Here is a 14409-nt window from a genome sequence, read left to right on the forward strand (position 1 = left end):
CTTCGCTTACCACGGCTATCCCTGGCTGATCCACCGCCTGACCTACCGGCGGACCAACCACGCGAACCTGCACGTGCGCGGCTACAAGGAGGAAGGCACCACGACCACGCCCTTCGACATGGTGATGCTCAACGACCTCGACCGTTTCCACCTGGTGATGGACGTGATCGACCGGGTCCCGGGCCTCGCCGTCCGCCATGCCGCGCTGCGCCAGCAGATGGCCGACGAACGGCTCGCCTGCCACGACTACACACGTCGCCACGGCGAGGACCGCCCCGACGTCCGCGACTGGGTGTGGTCGGCCGACGGGGCACCGGGAGCGTCCCGCCCGAGCGGGGCGACCGACACCGACAGCGACTTCCCCGACGACCTCCCCGAGCAGGTCAGGAGCGGACCCGAGCAGCACGACCCCCTCGCCGACGTCCGCGAGCACGCGGCCGCGGGCCGGGCGGGCCCGGTGGGGTGATGCGGGTCCTGGTCCTCAACGCCGGGTCCAGCAGCGTGAAGCTGCGCGTGGTGGAGCCCGACGACGCCGTCGTGCACCGCGCCGACCTCGAGGCCCCCCACGGGCGGACCGCCCCGGGGGAACTGGCGGACGCGGCGCTGCGGCTGGCCGGCGACGCCGGCGGGGTGGACGCGGTCGGGCACCGGGTCGTGCACGGCGGTGCCGAGTTCACCGCGCCCACCGTCGTCGACCCCGACGTGCTGGCCCGGATCGATCGGCTCGGCGTCCTCGCTCCCCTGCACCAGCCTCCGGCCGTCGCCGGCATCCGGGCGATGACCGAAGCGCTGCCCGAGGTCCCGTCGGTGGCCTGCTTCGACACCGCGTTCCACACCACGCTGCCGGACGCCGCGCGGGTCTACGCGGTCCCGCAGCGGTGGCGCTCCGAGCTCGGTGTCCGCCGCTACGGCTTCCACGGGCTCGCCCACGACTGGGCCTCGGCCCGGGCGGCTGCGCTCCTCGGCCGGCCGCTGGCCGAGCTGCGCGTCGTGGTGGCCCACCTGGGCTCGGGCGCATCGGCCTGCGCGGTCCGCGAGGGGCGTTCGGTGGACACGACGATGGGCTTCACCCCGACGGCCGGCCTGGTCATGGCCACCCGCAGCGGCGACCTCGACCCGTCGGCGGTCGCGTGGCTGACCCTGCGGGCCGGGGTGCCGACCGCCGAGGTCGACCACGCCCTCGACCACGCGTCGGGCCTGCTCGCCCTCGCCGGGAACGCCGACATGCGCCACGTGCTCGCCGCCGCCGAGGCCGGCGACGGGCCCGCCGAGCTGGCGATCGAGGTCTGGCTGCACCGGGCCCGCGGCCAGCTCGCGGCGATGGCCGCGGCCGCCGGCGGGATCGACGTGCTGGCCTTCAGCGGTGGGATCGGGGAGAACGCGCCGATCCTCCGCCGGCGCGTGGTCGAGGGCCTGGGCTTCCTCGGGCTCGCCGTGGATCCCGAAGCCAACGAACGTGCCGTGGGCGGAGCGGAGGGTGACGTGTCCGCCGCGGTCGCCGCGGCCCGCACGGTCGTCGTCCACGCTCGCGAGGACCTCGTCATCGCCCACCAGGTGGGGCAGGCCCTGGCGCATCGCGCTGCGCCGACCGGCGAACGGATCAGAGGACGATCCGTGCTGTGAATCCCTCCGCCGCGCGGAAGAAGTCGATCTGCCAGGTGAGCTGCCGGGCGACCCACAACCCACTGCCGGAACCCGGACGGGGGGCGAGATAACCCGCCGCGGGGTGGTCGAACCCGGGTCCGGGATCGACGATCTCGCAGGCGAACCGGCCGGAGGCTCGCCCGACGCGGACATCCCGCACGCCGCCGCCGTGCCGGACGGCGTTCGCGGCCACCTCGGTTGCCGCGAGGAGCATGTCGAGCGATCTGTTCTCGGGTACGCCGGCGAAGGCCAGTTCGCCCGCCAGTCGCTCGCGGAAGTCCTCGGCGTCCCGGCCGAAACCGATCGAGCGCAGCTCCGGCAACGGTGCAGGCGGCGAGGTGACCCGTCGGAGCAGCTGGTCGGGGTCCTCGTAGCGGTCGCTGACGGCCGGGCCGTCCTCGGTGACCACGGTGGGATGCGTGCGCCACACGGCGTCGCGGATCGCGTCGGGCAGCCCGTTGCCGTCGTAGGTGCACAGCACCCACGCCGGCAGGTGGGCGAACGACTCGTTGAAGACGGCCTCGTAGGCCGTCCACAGGTCCCACTCGGCGGGATCGGGCCCGAACTGGACGTCGGCGACGGCGCGCAGCGACGGGGTCCGCGCCAGCTGCTCGGCGTACACGGCGTGGTAGGAGGCCAGTGTGCGAGCCGGCCTGGTGTAGGCCGATCCGACATCGACGAAGGCCACGGTGGCGGCGTCGGCTCCGAGCGCCTCGCGCATCAGCGCGAGGCCCGGGCGGGTGTGGGCGACGACGGCGCCCTCGCCGCCGTGCAGACCCTCACGCAGGAACGCGACCGCCCGCGTCACGTAATCGTCCACCGATTCGTAGACGAGTGCGTCGTGCCGCAAAGAGTCGGGCTCAGAACTCATCGGGCGCCGTTCCGTCACGGGATGCTCGCGTCAGGCTACTCTCCGCCCACCCGTTCGGCCCGACGATCACCTTCTCCCGTTCTCCGGAGCCGCCTGGGCGAGTGCGGAACGGAGCTTGCGCAGAGCACCGGACTCGATCTGACGGGCACGTTCAGCGGTCAGTCCGAGGCCCTGGCCGATCTGCTGGAGTGTCTGGGCGGTCGTGCCGAGCCCGTAGTGAGCCCGGAGCACGGCCCGCTCACGCTCGGCGAGCCCTTCGGTCAGGTCCTGGACCTCGCGGAACTCGATCGCGTCGAGCACCTGGTCGAACGCGTGCTCGGCCTGGCCGTCGTGGACGTGGTCGGCCACGGCATCGTCGCGGTCCTCGCCCGCCGGCTCCTCGAAGCTGCGGGGCGCGCGCGCCGCGGCCTGCAACCTCGCGATCTGCTCAGGGCGCAGTCCGGTGACCCGCGACAGCTGATCCGTCGTCGGCTCGGTCCCGTAGCTGCTGAGATGCTCGCGGCGCGCCGCGCGGATCGAGGCCAACCCCCGAACTGCCCGATCGGAGAGAGCGAGGGGCATCGTGAGCTCCGCGACCAGGTCCTGCATCCCCTTGCGCACCCAGAAGGTGGCGTAGGCCCAGAACGGTGTACCGAGATCCGGGTCGTAGCGCCTGGTGGCGAACAGCAGACCCGCGACGCCCTCCTGGATCAGCTCCTGGCGCTCGATCCCGATCCCGGTGGGAAAGCGACGCGCCATCGCCGCGATCGGCGGGAGGAATGCCTCGACGAGTTGGTGGCATGCGTCGAGATCACCGGCTTCGGTGCCGATGACCAAATCGCGTTCCTGCTCATTGGTGAGCCGTCCGGCCCCCGTCATGAGTCCGAACGGCGGCGTCGATGAGCTGGTGCGGCCATGGCGCCCCCCTTGTCGACGCCCCCGCAGTGTGACACCGGGCGTCGTCGGCCCGGTAGGCCCGATCGCCCCCACCACAAGCAGCTGCGAGGCGGTTCTCGAACGGACATCCCTGGCGCCATATCACTACTCGAGAAGCGTCGGGAGATGCTCCGTGGTCACGGCGATCCTCTCTTTCCCGTTCTCCATGATCTCGATCTCGTGAGCGTGTCGGCCTCCGTTCTTGAGCGCGTCGCGCACGAAATCATGATCATGGTCAGGCACGCGGGCAGACGCACGAGGTCGTAGCCGTCTCGCGCAGACCGATCGCGAGCCCGTCCCGGTCACCCGTACCGCGCAGCGGAGTGCCCGCTGCGATGCGCCTCGCCTACTGAGTTCGACTCAACAGTCTTGTGCTACTGAGTCGGACTCAGCTACGGTCGTGCCGCCCAGACACACGCGACGCGGAAGGGCCTGCTGATGACCGAAGGTGCTGCCTCCGCGGCGGACGCGCTCGCCGAGCTGAGCGCTGTCGCCGCCGACCCCGACGCGTACGTGGCGCGCTGGAAGGAACGCTCCGGGGGCAAGGCGGTCGGCGTCTTCCCGATGAACTTCCCGGCGGAGATCGTGCACGCGGGCGGCGCCCTGCCGGTGCTGCTGCAGGAGAACCGGGAGCCCGACAGCCTGGGGCGCAACCTCCTGGCCGAGTTCTACTGCGGCTACACCCGCAACATCGCGGACCAGGCCGCAAAGGGGTCGCTGGCCGGCTACGACGGCTTCTTCCTGGCCGACCACTGCACCCAGCTGCTGGGCGCGGTCGACGTGGTGCGTTCGGAGCTGCCCGAGACACCGGTCTTCTTCGGCCAGCTGCCCACCTCCCTGACCGACGCCTGGACCCCCGACAAAGCGCACCGCACCATGCGGTCGTTCGTCGAGGAGACCGACCGCTTCGTCGGGCGACCGGTCACCGACGAGGACCTCGCCGGATCGATCGCGGTGTTCAACGAGAACCGCCGACTGCTCCGGGAGCTGTTCGCGTCCCGGCGGGCGGGCAACGCCGCGCTGACCTCGGGTCAGATGCAGGCGCTCGTGAAGTCGAGCATGGTGATGGACAAGCAGGAGCACAGCGCCCTGCTGCGCCGCGTGATCGCCGGTCTCGGCGAGGTCCCGCGCGACGGTCGGGTCCGGTTGCACCTGTCGGGGCACCTGTGCCACGCCCCGCGACCGGAGCTGCTGGCCACGATCGAGGAGTGCGGCGCGCTGGTCGTCGACGACGACCTGTTCACCGGGTACCGGTACGTCTCGACCGACGCTGACGAGGACGGCGACCCGGTCGAGGCGCTGGCCCAGCGCTATCTCGACCGCGACGCGACGCTGCCCTGCCCGACGCGGGTCAAGCACGAGAGCGACTGGGAGGACGAGCTGGTCCGCGCCGTCGAGACCTCGGGCGCCGACGGCGTGATCGTGCTGATGGTGCGGTTCTGCGAGCCGCACATGCTGTATTACCCCGAGCTGCGCAAACGCCTCAACGAGCGCGCCATCCCGCACCTGTTGATCGAGACCGAGCACGAGGGTCTGCCGGTCGAGACGGTGCGCACGCGTGTCGAAGCGCTCCTCGAGCGGATCCACCGCTCCGCCGCACCGGGCCGAACCCTGGAGGTGACCTCGTGACCACCGCGACCGACAAGCTCAACCGCCTCGAGATCAACAAGGCCGGCGGCAAGATGATCGCCGACTACTGGGAGAACGTCTTCGCCGCGCGTGAGCGCGGCCAGAAGGTGGTCTGGTACAACGGCTCGGCCCTCAACCCGATCTTCCAGGCCGCCGGGATGGCGTGGTGCCACGGCGAGGCGTTCTCGGCCCGGCTGGCCGCGCAGCACCTGGAGGGCCCCGCGCAGCTCGCCGGGTCGGAGTACGGCTACGTCGGCGAGCTCTGCTCCTACGCCCGGACCCACCTCGGGGCCGCCGTCCTGAGCCAGAAGCGCTCGAACGGATCGGGCAACGGTCCGGGCATGGTGGGCCTGCCCGAGCAGGAGGAACTGGCGAGCCGGCTGCCGACGCCCGACGTCTTCGTCAACGCCTACGCGGGGTGCAGCACCGGCCAGCAGTGGGACGACATCTCCTTCCGGGTCTTCGGCAAGGACGTGCCGATCTTCAACGTCTCGATGCCGTTCTTCTGGAGCAACCGGCCCGGCGAGGGCTACATGGTCGGCGAGGAGTGGGAGACGTCGTCGCGCTACGTCGCCGACCAGCTCCGCGAGCTGGTCACGTTCCTCGAGTCGATCACCGGGCGGCCCTTCGACTGGGACGCCTACCGCCAGAACATGGCCTACATCAAGCGCGCCTCCGAGCTGCGGCAGGAGGCCATGAAGCTGTGCCGGCACCTCCCAGCCCCGGCGACGTTCTGGGACTGGATCGGCAACGTCGCGCACATCAACTTCCTGCCGGCGAACCAGGAGCTCGTCGACTTCTACGCGGCCGTGCTGGCCGAGGTGCGCCAGCGGGTGGCCGACGGGGTCGGGTCGGTGACCAGCGAGCGGTACCGGGTCTACTTCGACGGGTTCATGAACTGGAACCACCTCGGCCTGCTGTCGCGCAAGTTCGCCTCCTACGACGTCGCCGTGGTGGCCGGGCGGTACACCCACCACGCGTTCTGGCAGGAGCCGCAGCTGATCGACCCCGAGGGCGACCCGCTGCTCGGGCAGGCGATGAACAACCTGCTGTGCCCGATGAACCACTCCACCAGGACGATCCAGCAGCTGGTCCTGAACGACTGCGACTTCTACGGCGTCGACGGCATCGTGTTCCACTCGACCCGGACCTGCCGCGCGTTCACCAACCCCCAGCGGATCGTGGCCAAGGCCGCCCGCGAGGACCGCGGGCTCGCGACGATGTTCTTCGAGGGCGACATCGCCGACGCCTCCTTCTACAAGGACGAGGTCCTCGAGAGCCGGCTGACCGCGATGCTGGAGGGGATCGACGTGCGACGGGCCAGGGCATGACCGCCCACTACCTGGGGGTCGACCTCGGCTCGACGACGGCCAAGGTCGTCGTCCTCGACGAGGACGGCGGGATCCGCGCCGCCGAGGTCGTCCAGATGGGCGCGGTCAGCCGCACCGGGTGCGCACGGGCCGTGGCCGCGGCGCTCGCCGGTGCGGGCCTGGCGCCCGAGGACATCACGGCATCCGTCGCGACCGGCTACGGGCGGCGGCTCGTTCCCGACGTCGACCGGACGTTCACCGAGATCACCTGTCACGCCCGCGGCGCGTCGGTGGCGTGCCCGGGCACGCGGCTCGTGGTCGACATCGGCGGGCAGGACAGCAAGGCCATCGCCATCGACCACGACGGCATCGTCGAGGACTTCGCCATGAACGACCGGTGCGCCAGCGGTACCGGCCGGTTCTTCGAGGTGCTCGCCCGTGCCGTCGAGTGCGAGATCGACGAGCTCGCGGACCTCGCGCTGGCGGGTCACCGGGAGCTCGAGGTCAGCAGCATGTGCGCCACGTTCGCCGAGACCGAACTCATCTCGATGCTGGCCCAGGGCGAGCGCCGCGAGGACATCGCCGCCTCGGTCCACCGCGCGGTCGCGACCCGCACCGTGGGGCTGGTCGCGCAGGTCGGGCGCCGGAGCCCGATCCTCATGACCGGCGGGGTGGCCCGCAACGCGGCCGCCGTGCACGCCTTCGCCGAGGGGATGGGCGCCGACGTCCGGGTACCGGAGTCGCCGCAGACCATCGGCGCGCACGGGGCAGCACTGCTGGCCCGCGACGGTGCCGCGCGTGCCGGCCGCGGAGCGGGTGAGACCGCGGTCGACGTCCGCGAACCCGCGCGATCGTGCTCGAGCTGCGAAACGACCCTCACCATTGGAGGACTTCGATGACCGGGGACGCCCCTGGCCGGGCAGTGATCATCACCGGAGGCACGTCCGGGGTCGGGCTCGCCACGGCGCGCCGGCTCGCCGTCGACGGCGACACCCGGATCGCGCTGATCGGGCGCAACACCGAACGGGGCAAGGACGCCTGCTCCGCGGTCCGCGCGGTCGCCCCGGACTGCGACGTCCACTTCGTGGCCGGCGACGCGAACGATCCCGCGCAGGCCGTCGAGGCGGCCACCTCGGCGCGCGACCTGCTCGGCGGCGTCGACGTCCTGATCAACTCGACGACCGCGTTCTACACGCCCACGCTGCTGCGCGACGTCCCGGTCTCCGACATCGGCGCCGTGCTCACCGGCCAGGCGCTGGCCCCGATGCACATGTGCCGGATCGTCCTGCCCTGGCTCGCCGCCGCGGGTGCCGGGGCGATCGTCAACGTGGCCTCGGACGCGGCGAAGGTGCCCACACCCGGCGAGGTCGTGATCGGCGCCGCGATGGCCGCGATCGTGACGTTCACCCGCACCCTGGCCGTCGAGGCCAAGCGCGACGGCATCCGCGTCAACGCCGTGACCCCGTCGCTGATCGAGGGCACGCTGACCGGTGAGCGGGCCATGGCCGGCGGCTTCTCGAAGAAGCTCTTCGAGAAGGCCAAGCAGCAGGCGCACCTGGGCCCGACCGAGGTCGACGACCTCGCCGAGCTCATCGCCTTCCTGACCGGCCCGGGCTCGGCGAAGATCACCGGTCAGGTCGTCAGCGTCAACGGCGGAATCTCAGTGGCATGACGCGGGCCCGCCTCCGACCCGACGAGCGCATCGCCGAGATCGTCGCGGCGTCGCGCACCCTGCTCTCCGAGGTCGGCGACGAGCGCTTCGCCCCGGCCGAGGTCGCCCGCCGGTGCGGGGTCTCCGAGGCCACCGTCTACCGGTACTTCCCCACCAAGCGTGAGCTGCTGGTGCGGGTCGCCGAGACCTGGTTCGACGAGATCCTCGTCGCCCTCGAGCCCGGGGTCACCCGCCATGAGGGCACCTACGAGCGCCTCCACTTCGTCGTGCGCTACGCGGGCGAGGTGGTGCGCCGCGAGCCCACGCTGACCCGGTTCATCCTCAACGTGCTTCGCCCAGACCCGGCATTCCGCTCGACCACGATCCACGCGCTCAACCGCCGCTTCACCGGCGTCGTGAGCCGGGTCCTGAGCGACGCGGTGGCGTGCGGCGACTTCCGCGACGACGTCCCGGTCGAACTGCTGCGGGACATGATCTTCGGCGGGATCGAGCACCAGGCCTGGGCCTACCTCCGAGGCGAGGGCGAGTTCTCGCTCGAGCGCACCACCGACGGCATCACGACGGTCATCTATCGCGGTATGGCGACCGAGCGAGCCCCCGCGCCGAACTGACGAGGAGTCCCCGTGCCCCACGAGTCCTACTGGCCCTCCGCTCCGGGTGAGGTCCGCGACCTGACGGTCTGCGACACCATCCGGCACGCCGCGGCCACCGTCCCCGAGCGCCTCGCGCTCGTCGACTGCGTCGTCGATCCGACGGCCCGGCGACAGTGGACCTACGCGGAGTTCCTCGCCGACGCCGAACGGGTGGCCAGGGCGCTGCTGGCCCGCTACGAGCCCGGTGACCGAATCGCGATCTGGGCCCCCAACAGCGCCGAGTGGATCCTTCTCCAGCAGGGCGCCGCCCTGGCCGGCATGGTCATGGTCGCGCTGAACCCGGCGTACCGGTCCCGGGAGCTCGAGTTCGTGCTGCGGCAGTCCGGGGCGGTGGCGCTCTTCTGCGTCGACTCCCACCGTGGCTTCGCGATGCGGGAGCTGATCGACGAGCTGCGGGCAGGACTGCCCGAGCTGCGCGATGTGTTCGCCCTGTCCGAGTGGGACGCGTTCGTGGCGAGCGCGGGCGCCCAGGCCCCCCTGCCGACCACCCGGCCCACCGACCTGCTGCAGATTCAGTACACCTCGGGCACGACCGGGTTCCCCAAGGGCGCCATGCTGCACCACAAGGGCCTGGTCAACGAGGCGACCTTCGTGGCCGAACGCGCCGCCTTCGACGACGGCGACGTCTACATCAACGCCATGCCGATGTTCCACATCGGCGGCGGCGCGGTGACCTCGTTCGGCGCGTGGGCGAAGCGCGGCACGTTCGTCATCCTGCCCGGGTTCGACCCGGGGCACGTGCTGGAGGCCTTCGAGGCCTACCGCGGGACGCACTCCCTGCTCGTCCCCACGATGCTGATCGCGATCCTGGACCACCCCGACCGCCCCCACCGCGACCTGTCGAGCGTGAAGACCGTGCTCAGCGGCGCCGCGGCCGTGCCCGCGTCCCTGGTACGGCGCACCGGCGAGCTGCTGGGCTGTGGTTTCAGCATCCTGTTCGGGCAGACCGAGAGTCACGGCGTGATCAGCCAGACCCGCGTCAGCGACGATCCCGACGACCAGGCGAACACCGTCGGCCAGCCGCTGCCGCAGCTGGAGGTCGCGCTCGTCGACCCGGCGACCGGCGAGCGGGTGCCGATCGGTGAGCGGGGCGAGATCTGCATTCGCGGCTACCAGAACATGATGGGCTACTACGCGCTGCCCGAGGAGACGGCCGCCACCGTCGACGAGGACGGGTGGCTGCACATGGGCGACGTCGGGACGATGGACGAACGCGGATACCTCGCCATCACCGGACGCGCACGGGACATGATCATCAGGGGCGGGATGAACCTGTACCCCGCCGAGATCGAGGGCGCGCTCACCGACCACCCCGCCATCGAGACCGCCGCAGTGATCGGGGTGCCGGACGAGCGGTGGGGCGAGCAGGTCGGCGCCGTCCTGCGCGTGCGCAGCGGCCACGAGCGCCCGTCGGCCGAGGAGCTCACGACCTTCCTCCGCACGCTGATCGCGCCGCACAAGACGCCCGCCTTCTGGGCGTTCCGCGACGAGCTCCCCATGACACCCAGCGGCAAGATCCAGAAGTTCGTCCTCCGCGACGAGGTCCTCACCGGGCAGCTCACCTTCGACGAGGTGCGCCCGTCGACGGTGCGCTGAGCCACCCCGTTCCCCGGCCCACCCGGCCTCGCGGTCGTCGAGCCGCCGGTCCCGATACCGCCGTCCTGGAGGCCGCACCGTGTACTTCGACCCGACCGACGACCAGCTCGCCCTGAGGGACGCCGTTCGCGCGTTCGCGCGGACCGAGCTCGCGCCGGGTTATCTCCCGCGGGCGAAGTCCGAGAAGTTCCCGTGGGAGCTGCACCGGCAGGTCGCGTCGATGGGGACGTTCGGGCTGCTGGCGGGGTCCGAGCACAACCCCCTTCCGCAGGAGGATTACGTCGCGGCCGGGCTCGTCGTCGAGGAGCTCGCGTACGCCGACTTCAACATCGCGAACGCGGCGATCCCGGTCATGCTGATGTCGTCGCTGATCGCGGCGCACGGCAACGAGCACACCCGTCGCACGTGGTTGGACCCGCTCGTGGCCGGCGACGCCTACGTCGCCCTCGGGCTGACCGAGCCCGACACCGGGTCCGACGTGGCGTCGATCCGGACCACCGCCGTGGCCGACGGCGACGGCTACGTGATCTCCGGCGAGAAGACCTCCGTCACGATGCTGGCGCACTCCCAGGCGATCCTCCTGGTCGCATCCACCGTCCGCGACGGCGCCCGGGTCGGAGCCTCGACCTTCGTCGTCCCGCTCGATTCGCCCGGCATCAGCACCTCGCTGATCGCCGACACGGGGTGGCGACCGATGGGACGCGGCGTCCTGCACCTCGATGGGGTCCGCGTACCTGCCGAGGCGCTGCTCGGCGCCGAGGGCGAGGCGTTCCGCAGCGTGCTGGGCGGGTTCGACTTCACCCGACCGCTGCTCGCCCTCACGGGGATCGGCTGTGCCCAGGCCTCGGTCGACGAGACCGCGGAGTACCTCAAGCACCGCCAGGTGTTCGGATCGCCACTCGCACGGTTCGAGGGCGCCTCCTTCCCGCTGGCCGAGCACGCCACGCACCTCGAGGCCGCCCGGCTGCTCTGCTACTCGACGCTGTGGCGGCGCTCGACCGGTCGCCCGCACACCGCACTGGCGGCCATGACGAAGTGGTACGGCCCGAAGCAGGCGAGCCAGGCCGTGCACGACTGCCTGCTGCTGCACGGCAACTACGGCTATTCCTGCGAGCTGCCCTTCGAGCAGCGGATGCGCGACGTGCTCGCCGTCGAGATCGCCGACGGCACCGCACAGATCCAGAAGATCGTCATCGCACGCGAGCTGTACGGCCGGGAATTCGTGCCCTACGACCGCCGCCCCCGGTGAGGGCACCCCGCTACGAGGTCGACGGCGTGCGGTCCGCGCGGGTCGCGGCTGCCTCGCCCAGCTCGGCGTACTGCGCGCGGGGGGTCGACCCGCCGCGGGCGGCGCGCGCTTCGGCGATCTCCCGGACCACCGGGTTCACCGGCGGGGTCCCGCGCAGCACTGGCTCCAGTACCGGGGCGGTGCCCGGGCTCAGTGCCCGGAGGGCGAGCAGCTTCACGCGGGGGCTCAGGGAGATCAGCCGGAAGACGGGCGCCGTGAGCGCCGTCGCGACCCGATCGGTCACGGGTGATTGCTGAATCGCTCCGAGCTCGCGCATCCAGCGCGGCAGCGTCGCGATCACCGCGCGACGGGCCACACCGTTGAGCAGCCATCGAACCGGGCCGGGAACCGCGGCGGGCAGCACGTGGGAGCTCCCGTCGAGTAGGAAGTCCATCATGTCCTGCGCGACCTCGGACCCGACCAGCATCGGTCGGTAGGCCTCGAAATAGGCGCGGATGCCCTCGCGGGTGCGGGGGACGTCGGCGGGGTCGATGGTCTGGAACTCCGCCGCCCGTGCGCACTCCTCCCAGTACTGCTTCTCCTCGGCTTCGCTGAGCCTGCCGGGGCCGAAGATCTCGTAGGTGTAGAGGATGGAGTGCCACGCGGTCAGATGTATCCACAGCTGCGACGCCGGGGCGTTCGCGTCGTAGCGTCCGCCCGTGACCGGGTCGTCGCCGACGGCCCGGGCGTGAATCGTGAACAGGACGTCCGACGCCCGGAGCACCGACTCGGCGTCCCCGAACTTGACCGTCGCGAAGTACTGCATCGTCCGGTCGTAGCGCAGCTTCGGACGCCGCTTGACCTGACCGGACTGGTCGACCGAGGCGACGAGGTGCGGATCGAGCTCCTCGACCACGACGGCCCTGATGAACCCCAGTGCGGCCGAGGTCGGATAGAGCCACACCTTCCAGGTCACCGAATCCGGGCCGAAGAACCCGTAGTCCCGATGCTGTCGCGTCGTGCCCATGACCCCGCACCTCCGCCACCCCGTGCGACACCCAGCTGGTTCGGGTCAAAGTAACGGAGACCAGACGTACCCGCTACCGTCGGTACCTCGATCAGGGGGACCGCCGGGTCCGGGGTGCGCGCGCCGTCAGCCCACCCGCGTGATGTCGACCGTCGCCTCGGAACCCGCCACCGCGGTCACCTGCGTCCGCAGCTGCGCCTGCTGCCCGTCGACCGTGCCGGAACAGACGGTGGACGCGTCGATCTGGGCGGGTAGGTAGCCGGGGCAGATGACGTCCGTCGCACCGCTCCCGACGCCGACCTGCTCGGCGAGCGCGGTGGTCGGCACCTCCGGGCCGTACTCGCCGCCGGTGACGCCGACCGTCGCCGAACCGGCGGGTCCGGTCGCCACCGGGGCGGTCGGGGCCGGGACGGACGGGTCCGCCGGTGCGGAGACCTCGGGCTGATCCGGGACACCGGTGGGTACCGACGTCGCGATCTGCGCCGCGAGGACGGTCACGTACACCGCGACCGCGACGCCCACGACGAGGAACGCGACGGAGAGCGCGAGGCCGGTCGTCGCCAGGCCGCGCCCCCGCTGGCCGGTGCGCCGGGTCTGGCGACGTCCGACGAGCCCGAAGACGATGCCCAGGGGCGAGAACACGAACGCGAAGACCACCGACAGGATCGCCATCGTGTTGGTGCCCGTGTTCGGGCCCGCGGGCATGCCGCCGCCGGGTGGGGGCGGCGGTGGACCGTACGACCCCGACGGCCGCAGGGAGACCGTCGGCGCCTCGTCCCCGGCGAACGCCGGAGCGGCATGCGGGTAGGGCGGCGGCTGCTGGCTCATGAGCGGCGTCCTCGTCGGAAGCGATGCGGCGGGTCGCTGCGAACAGTAGGGCCGGGGCGATCACCGGCGAAGGCCTTCGCAGGCGAAGCAGTAGCCCACCCACCGGAAGGCAGTAGTCCGGGTGCCACCGCGTCGGACGATGTGCAACTTCGGAGTTGCACAGACTCGGGTTCATGTGCAACCCTGTAGTTGCAACAGAGGCAACCGACGAGGAGCGGACATGAGTACCGATCGCATCGAGCGCGAGATCCTGATCGCCGCAGCGCCGGAGCGGGTCTGGCCACTGGTCGCCGAGCCCGGGTTCTGGGCGACCGACGACGAGAGCGTGCGCGGCACGCAGGTCACCGAGAGCGGGTCGCTGGTCGCCCGGCACTCGGAGCACGGCGACTTCCCGATGCGTGTGGAGAAGGTCGACCCGCCGACCTACCTGGCCTACCGGTGGGTGAGCGCGTTTCCGGGCGAGGACCTGCGGGACGAGAACTCGACGCTAGTGGAGTTCTTCCTGACCCCGGAAGGGGCAGGAACCCGACTGCGAGTGGTGGAGAGCGGCTTCGCGTCGCTGGCGACGTCGGAGGACAACCGCATCACCGTGGTCAAGGACCACACCGGTGGCTGGGAGCAGTGCTTCACCACGCTCACCGCTCGCGCTACCGCGGTCTGACCGATGCCCATGCCGCAGGCCGATGCCGAGGTGGTCGACGGCGTCCTGGCCGCGTTGGCCGACCCGACCCGCCGCCGCCTGCTCGACCTGCTCTCCGGGCACGGCCAGGCCACCGCGAGCACCCTCGGGCGGGACATGCCCGTGTCGCGGCAGGCCGTGGTCAAGCATCTCGGCGTCCTCGACGCCGCCGGGCTCGTCGAGGCCACCAAGGTCGGGCGCGAGGTCCGGTACATGGTGCGTCCCGACTCACTGGACGCCACGGCGCGCTGGATGGCGGCACTCGCCGCCGACTGGGATCGACGCCTGGCCAGGATCAAGCGCTTCGCCGAGGCCGCCGAGCGCGACATTCCGTAGCGCATTCACGACGCGAGGAGT

At 71.5% G+C, this 14409-nt stretch carries 15 protein-coding genes; 11 read left to right on the forward strand and 4 right to left on the reverse strand.

The annotated features are described in order from the left end of the window. Positions 1-466 (forward strand): phosphoketolase family protein (locus VGI02_RS11380; protein ID WP_527249129.1); only part of this gene is annotated, 466 nt, incomplete at its 5' end. Continuing rightward, positions 466-1623 (forward strand): acetate/propionate family kinase, encoded by a 1158-nt coding sequence (locus VGI02_RS11385; RefSeq protein ID WP_331627462.1) that lies wholly within the window; start codon positions 466-468, stop codon positions 1621-1623. The genes VGI02_RS11380 and VGI02_RS11385, both read left to right, overlap by 1 nt. Here VGI02_RS11385 and VGI02_RS11390 read toward each other — a convergent pair. Together VGI02_RS11390 and VGI02_RS11395 are read right to left on the reverse strand one after the other, a co-directional pair. Further along, positions 1601-2515, reverse strand: a complete 915-nt coding sequence (locus VGI02_RS11390; protein WP_331627463.1) for an anti-sigma factor RsbA family regulatory protein — start codon at positions 2513-2515, stop codon at positions 1601-1603. The two genes, VGI02_RS11385 and VGI02_RS11390, sit on opposite strands and share 23 nt — an antisense overlap. A 66-nt stretch (positions 2516-2581) precedes the next feature. After that, complete coding sequence (locus VGI02_RS11395; RefSeq protein ID WP_331627464.1) at positions 2582-3373, reverse strand: sigma-70 family RNA polymerase sigma factor; 792 nt, start codon at positions 3371-3373, stop codon at positions 2582-2584. Positions 3374-3868: 495 nt separating this feature from the next. On the opposite strand from VGI02_RS11395, the gene VGI02_RS11400 reads away from it, so the two are divergent. The 7 genes from VGI02_RS11400 to VGI02_RS11430 all read left to right on the forward strand — a co-directional run bounded on the left by VGI02_RS11400 (position 3869) and on the right by VGI02_RS11430 (position 11539). Beyond that, the gene (locus tag VGI02_RS11400; RefSeq protein ID WP_331627465.1) at positions 3869-5059 is read left to right on the forward strand and encodes a 2-hydroxyacyl-CoA dehydratase subunit D; all 1191 of its coding nucleotides are present in this window, start codon (positions 3869-3871) and stop codon (positions 5057-5059) included. Then, complete coding sequence (locus tag VGI02_RS11405; protein ID WP_331627466.1) at positions 5056-6390, forward strand: 2-hydroxyacyl-CoA dehydratase subunit D; 1335 nt, start codon at positions 5056-5058, stop codon at positions 6388-6390. Before VGI02_RS11400 ends, VGI02_RS11405 begins: the two co-directional genes overlap by 4 nt. Next, positions 6387-7268 carry an acyl-CoA dehydratase activase gene (locus VGI02_RS11410; protein ID WP_331627467.1) on the forward strand — a complete coding sequence of 294 codons (882 nt, stop codon included), beginning with the start codon at positions 6387-6389 and terminating at the stop codon, positions 7266-7268. Before VGI02_RS11405 ends, VGI02_RS11410 begins: the two co-directional genes overlap by 4 nt. After that, the gene (locus tag VGI02_RS11415; protein WP_331627468.1) at positions 7265-8041 is read left to right on the forward strand and encodes an SDR family NAD(P)-dependent oxidoreductase; all 777 of its coding nucleotides are present in this window, start codon (positions 7265-7267) and stop codon (positions 8039-8041) included. The genes VGI02_RS11410 and VGI02_RS11415 overlap by 4 nt, the downstream gene beginning before the upstream one ends. Continuing rightward, a complete protein-coding gene (locus tag VGI02_RS11420; RefSeq protein ID WP_331627469.1) occupies positions 8038-8652 on the forward strand; it encodes a TetR/AcrR family transcriptional regulator in 615 nt (204 codons plus the stop codon). The genes VGI02_RS11415 and VGI02_RS11420 overlap by 4 nt, the downstream gene beginning before the upstream one ends. A gap of 12 nt (positions 8653-8664) precedes the next feature. Further along, on the forward strand, positions 8665-10290 hold the full coding sequence (locus VGI02_RS11425; RefSeq protein ID WP_331627471.1) for an AMP-binding protein: 1626 nt from the start codon (positions 8665-8667) through the stop codon (positions 10288-10290). 79 nt (positions 10291-10369) lie between these two features. Beyond that, on the forward strand, positions 10370-11539 hold the full coding sequence (locus VGI02_RS11430) for an acyl-CoA dehydrogenase family protein (protein WP_331627472.1): 1170 nt from the start codon (positions 10370-10372) through the stop codon (positions 11537-11539). Between the two features lie 10 nt (positions 11540-11549). Here the strand turns inward: VGI02_RS11430 and VGI02_RS11435 are convergent, their stop codons facing one another. Together VGI02_RS11435 and VGI02_RS11440 are read right to left on the reverse strand one after the other, a co-directional pair. Further along, positions 11550-12545 (reverse strand): oxygenase MpaB family protein, encoded by a 996-nt coding sequence (locus tag VGI02_RS11435; protein WP_331627473.1) that lies wholly within the window; start codon positions 12543-12545, stop codon positions 11550-11552. Positions 12546-12671: 126 nt separating this feature from the next. Continuing rightward, positions 12672-13373, reverse strand: a complete 702-nt coding sequence (locus VGI02_RS11440) for a DUF4190 domain-containing protein (protein ID WP_331627474.1) — start codon at positions 13371-13373, stop codon at positions 12672-12674. A 220-nt stretch (positions 13374-13593) separates the two neighbouring features. On the opposite strand from VGI02_RS11440, the gene VGI02_RS11445 reads away from it, so the two are divergent. Both VGI02_RS11445 and VGI02_RS11450 read left to right on the forward strand, forming a co-directional pair. After that, on the forward strand, positions 13594-14034 hold the full coding sequence (locus VGI02_RS11445; RefSeq protein WP_331627475.1) for an SRPBCC domain-containing protein: 441 nt from the start codon (positions 13594-13596) through the stop codon (positions 14032-14034). A 3-nt stretch (positions 14035-14037) separates the two neighbouring features. Beyond that, positions 14038-14388: an ArsR/SmtB family transcription factor gene (locus tag VGI02_RS11450; RefSeq protein WP_331627476.1), complete on the forward strand. Its 351-nt coding sequence runs from the start codon at positions 14038-14040 to the stop codon at positions 14386-14388. The last annotated feature ends 21 nt before the right edge of the window (positions 14389-14409 follow it).

It is taken from the genome of Actinomycetospora sp. (genome assembly GCF_036497245.1).
GTDB lineage: Bacteria > Actinomycetota > Actinomycetes > Mycobacteriales > Pseudonocardiaceae > Actinomycetospora.